Origin of the sequence: Aliiroseovarius sp. PTFE2010 (assembly GCF_049943335.1) — a bacterium.
Classification (GTDB): Bacteria; Pseudomonadota; Alphaproteobacteria; order Rhodobacterales; family Rhodobacteraceae; genus JBNFVY01.
This window is the reverse complement of the sequence record NZ_JBNFVY010000025.1, coordinates 1-4,582: the sequence shown is the minus strand read 5'-3', so window position 1 is coordinate 4,582 and position 4,582 is coordinate 1. Positions and strand designations below refer to the sequence as shown.

The window sequence follows — 4,582 nt, the reverse complement described above, 5'->3', positions numbered from 1 at the left end:
ATGCGCCGGCCGGCGCAAGATGCAGATGCAACGCCATCGCGGCCAAGGCCATGTCGCGCGCGTCAGGTGCGGGTTCCGCCCAGCCCCCCGGAAACATGTCGACTAACCCCGACGTGTGATGCCGGAACGCCTGAAAGTCCGCATGTGTCAGAAGCGCGCGCTGATAGGCCAGGTTCAGGCCGACACCGTCCACGGCGAAGGCATCAATCGCGCCAACCGCTTGGCGGATCGCCCCGTCCCGGTCGGGCGCATGGACAATCAGCTTGGCGATCATGGAATCGTAGTGGTGGCCGATGATCGAGCCGTCCTGAACGCCCGTGTCCAACCGCACCCCCGCGGGCGGGGCCCAGAGCGTGATCTGGCCCGTCTCGGGGCGGAAATTCTCGGCCGGGTTTTCGGCCGCGATGCGGATTTCGATGGCGTGGCCGCTAAATTGCACATCGCGCTGCGCCGGCGACAGCGCCTCGCCCCGCGCGATGCGCAACTGCCATTCGACCAGATCGATGCCGGTGATGGCCTCGGTCACGGGGTGTTCCACCTGCAGGCGGGTGTTCATTTCGAGAAAGTAGTATTCGCTGCGCGCCGGATCGTAGAGGTATTCCACCGTCCCTGCGGAACGATAACCGATCGCCTGCGCCAATCGCACCGCTGCCGCACGCATGTCATCGCGCAGGGCGTCGGGCAGATCAGCGGCCGGGGCCTCTTCGATCAGCTTTTGGTGGTTGCGTTGAAGCGAGCAGTCGCGATCACCCAGATGCAGCACAGTGCCGTGGGAGTCGCCCAGCACCTGCACCTCGATATGGCGGGCACGCGGCGCGTAGCGTTCAAGGAACACCGCCGCATCGCCAAACGCCCCCTGCGCTTCGGCCCTGGCCGATGCGATGGCTTCGGGCGCATCGGCCAGATCGGTCACAAGACGCATACCGCGCCCGCCGCCGCCCGCACTGGCCTTGACCAGAAACGGCGTGCCAAGTGCCTGTGCCTCTTGCAACAATCGCGCGTCGGACTGGTCTGCGCCGCGATAACCGGGCAAGACGGGCACGCCCGCAGCCTCGGCGGCGGCCTTGGCCTCGATCTTCGAACCCATCATGGTGATCGCGTCCGCATCGGGCCCGATGAAGACAAGGCCCGCGGCCTCGACCGCAGCGGCGAAATCGGCGTTTTCGGACAGGAACCCATAGCCGGGATGCACCGCGCCTGCGCCGGTCACGCGGGCGGCGTCCAGAATGGCCTCGACGTTCAGATAGCTTTCCGATGGCGCGGCCCCGCCGATGCAAACGGCGTGATCGGCTTCGGCCACGAAAGGCGCGTCGCGGTCGGCCTCGGAAAAGACTGCCACGGTTTCCAACCCAAGTTTGCGGCACCCGCGCTGGATGCGCCGGGCGATTTCGCCGCGGTTGGCGATCAGAACACGGGTAAAGCTCATTTCACCCGCCAGGACGGAACGCCCTTGTTGATAAAGCTGTTGATACCTTCGATGCCTTCCTCGGTCTCCCAGGCGTCGGCCAGACGGTCGGCGGTGTAGATCATGTTGGTTTCCAGATCGTGCGCCGCGACATAGGCGATCAGTGCCTTGGTGTCGGCCACCGCACCCGGCGCGGCCTGAAGGTGATCGTGCACGACGCGCTCAACGGCCGCGTCCAGTTCACCGGCGGCTACGACCTCGGTCAGCAAGCCGATCCGTTCGGCGCGCGCGGTGTCGAACAAAGCGCCGGACAACATGGTTTCGCGCGAATGGACCTTGCCGATGCGGGCCACAACGTAGGGCGAGATATTTGCCGGCAACAGGCCCAGCTTCACCTCGGTCAGGCCAAAGCGCGCGCCTTCGGCTCCGATGGTATAGTCGCAGACCGAAATCATGCCGACCCCACCGCCATAGGCCGGGCCGTTGATGCGCCCGATCAGGGGCTTGGGCAGGGTATCAAGGCGCCGCAGCAAATGCGCCAACGTGGCACTTTGGTCGACCCGTTCTGAACGGGACTTTTCGATGTTCGAGGCGAACCAATTGAAGTCGCCCCCCGCGCAGAAGCTCTTGCCGTTGCCGGTCAAGATCACAATGCGCACGGCGTCATCAACGGCCAGCTTTTCGGCCACATCGTATAGCTCGGCGATCAGCGTACCGTTCAGGGCATTGTGCTTTTCAGGGCGATTGAGCGTTACCGTGGCAACCCCACGCGCGTCGGTCTCAAGCAGGATGGTTTCGTATGTCTTTGTCATGGTATTGGCCTCACATTCTGAATACGGGTGTATGGCGCCCTGCTTCGGGCACCGAAGAAACAATGGCCAGGCACAGGCCAAGAATATCACGAGTCTGTCCCGGTTCGATCAGCCCGTCATCCCAAAGACGCGAGGTCGCGTAATAGGGATCGGACTGTTCGCCGTACTGGGCGCGCACCTGCGCTTCGATCTGTTCCATGTCAGCTTGCATCTTTTCGGCATCGCCGCCCTTCTGGCGGCGCAGCTCCAGCATCACGTTGCTGGCGATGTCGGCAGACATTGTGGCCAGTTCTGCCGTCGGCCAGGCGAACAGGAAATTCGGCGCAAAGCCGCGCCCGCACATGCCGTAGTTGCCGGCCCCGTAAGACCCGCCAAGCAGCACCGACAGGCGCGGCACCTTGGCAACCGACATGGCGTAGACCAGTTTGGCGCTGTCCTTGGCGATGCCGCCGCGTTCGGCTTCGGTGCCGACCATGAAGCCGGAAATGTTGTGCAGGAACAAAAGCGGGATGTTGCGCTGATCGCACATCGACACGAACTGTGCGCCCTTCAGCGAGCTTTCGGAAAGAAGCGCGCCGTTGTTGGCCAGGATGCCGACGCGAAAGCCGTGGATGCGCGCCGTGCCACAGACCAGTGTTTCGCCCCAACCGGGTTTGAATTCGCGAAATTCACCAGCGTCGATCATACGCAGCAAAACCTCGCGCATGTCGTAGGGCTGTTTGCGGTCGGCGCTGATCACGCCGAGCAACTCTTCGGGGTCATGCGCGGGCGCTTCGGGGGCGGCGTCAGGTTGCATCGGGCGCGATTGGCCAAGTTCGGCGACGATGTCGCGCATCAGCGCAAGCGCATGGTATTCATCTTCAGCCAGATGGTCGGACACACCGGAAACGCGCGTGTGCATTTCGGCCCCGCCCAGCGTTTCGCCATCAACCTCTTCGTTGATCGCCACCTTGACGATTGACGGCCCGCCCAGATGGATGCGCGCATTGCCGCGCACCATGATGACCTCGTCCGACAGCGCCGGAATATAGGCCCCGCCTGCCGTGCAGCCGCCAAAGACGGCCGAGATTTGCGGCAAGCCGCTGGCCGACATGTTGGTCTGGCGATAGAAGGAATTGCCGAAATGGCGGGCGTCTGGAAAGACCCGATCCTGTTCGGGCAAATAGGCCCCGCCGCAGTCTACCAGATACAGGCAAGGCAGCCGGTTTTCCTCTGCGATTTCCTGGGCGCGGATGTGTTTTTGCACCGTTTCGTGATAGAACGATCCGCCCTTTACCGTAGCATCATTGGCGATCACCACGCAGGGCAGACCATGCACGATCCCGATGCCGGTGACGATCCCAGAACCGGGAACCTCGCCGCCGTATTGGCCATAGGCGGCCAGTGATGACAGCTCCAGAAATGCGGTGCCCGGATCCACCAACAGGTCGATCCGCTCGCGCACCAAAAGCTTGCCGCGTTTGCGGTGACGTTCAACCATGTCGGGCCGGCCACCCGAGGTGGCTTCGCCAATCCGCGCGCGCAGCGTTTCGACGCGTTCGCTTTGGGCCGCGTGGTTACGCGCGTAGGTTTCGGATGCGGTCAGCACCGCTGTTTCAAGACGAGCCATGTATCAGTTATCCTGTCTTTCAAGTATCCCGTTGAGGAACACATCGGCATAGGTGCGTGACAGCGCCTCGGCGCTGCCCCGGTCCGGATCGAACCAATCGAGCGTGGCATTCAGCGCCCCGATCAACATCAGGCGCAAGCGACGGATATCGACGTCGCGCTTCAGCGCACCGTCTTGCTGAAGCCGCGACAAAAGGGTGTCCCATTCGGCCTCATAGGCGCGGCGCGTGGGCAGGTTGGCATCTTTGACGGATTGCGGAACTTGCCCGAAAATGCGCACATTGGCCGAGGTATAATCGCTGACGTCAAGAAGCGCGCGAAGATGCGCCCCGATCGCGGCCCGTAGCGTCGCTTCGGCGCCGGTGCCCGCCGGCAAGTCCGACACGGCCTGACGCACGCTTTCATGGACGACCTGGATTCCCGCATCCAGAACCGCCACGACGATCTCGTCCTTCGAGCCAAAATGATAATAGATGCTGCCCGCCTTGATCCCAGCAGATTCAGCGATTTTTCTAAGCGATACAGGCCCATAGCCCTGTTCGCGAAAGAGACGCGCGGCAATATCCAACACGCCATCACGCCCGACAGCGATGCGCGGCGTTTCGTTGAACTTGCTCTGTGCGGGCTCTGCCATGGGCTCTCATCATCGATATATCGCCTAACTAACGACTGTTAGGTTAGCGGCACCAACGAGTCAACCAAGTTGAGCGTTTTTGGATTGGAATGAAGGGGGAAATACCGCCCGGGCGACCGTCAT

At 62.6% G+C, this 4,582-nt stretch carries 4 protein-coding genes; all 4 read right to left on the bottom strand.

Going from position 1 to position 4,582, the window contains the following annotated elements; genetic code table 11:
- A partial coding sequence (locus ACP2AV_RS15560; protein WP_426373683.1) for an acetyl-CoA carboxylase biotin carboxylase subunit occupies positions 1-1,426 on the bottom strand: 1,426 nt, incomplete at its 3' end.
- Positions 1,423-2,217, bottom strand: a complete 795-nt coding sequence (locus ACP2AV_RS15555; RefSeq protein WP_426373682.1) for a crotonase/enoyl-CoA hydratase family protein — start codon at positions 2,215-2,217, stop codon at positions 1,423-1,425. The genes ACP2AV_RS15560 and ACP2AV_RS15555, both read right to left, overlap by 4 nt.
- A gap of 10 nt (positions 2,218-2,227) precedes the next feature.
- Complete coding sequence (locus ACP2AV_RS15550) at positions 2,228-3,826, bottom strand: acyl-CoA carboxylase subunit beta (RefSeq protein WP_426373681.1); 1,599 nt, start codon at positions 3,824-3,826, stop codon at positions 2,228-2,230.
- A gap of 3 nt (positions 3,827-3,829) precedes the next feature.
- The gene (locus ACP2AV_RS15545) at positions 3,830-4,459 is read right to left on the bottom strand and encodes a TetR/AcrR family transcriptional regulator (RefSeq protein WP_426373680.1); all 630 of its coding nucleotides are present in this window, start codon (positions 4,457-4,459) and stop codon (positions 3,830-3,832) included.
- Positions 4,460-4,582: the final 123 nt, after the last annotated feature.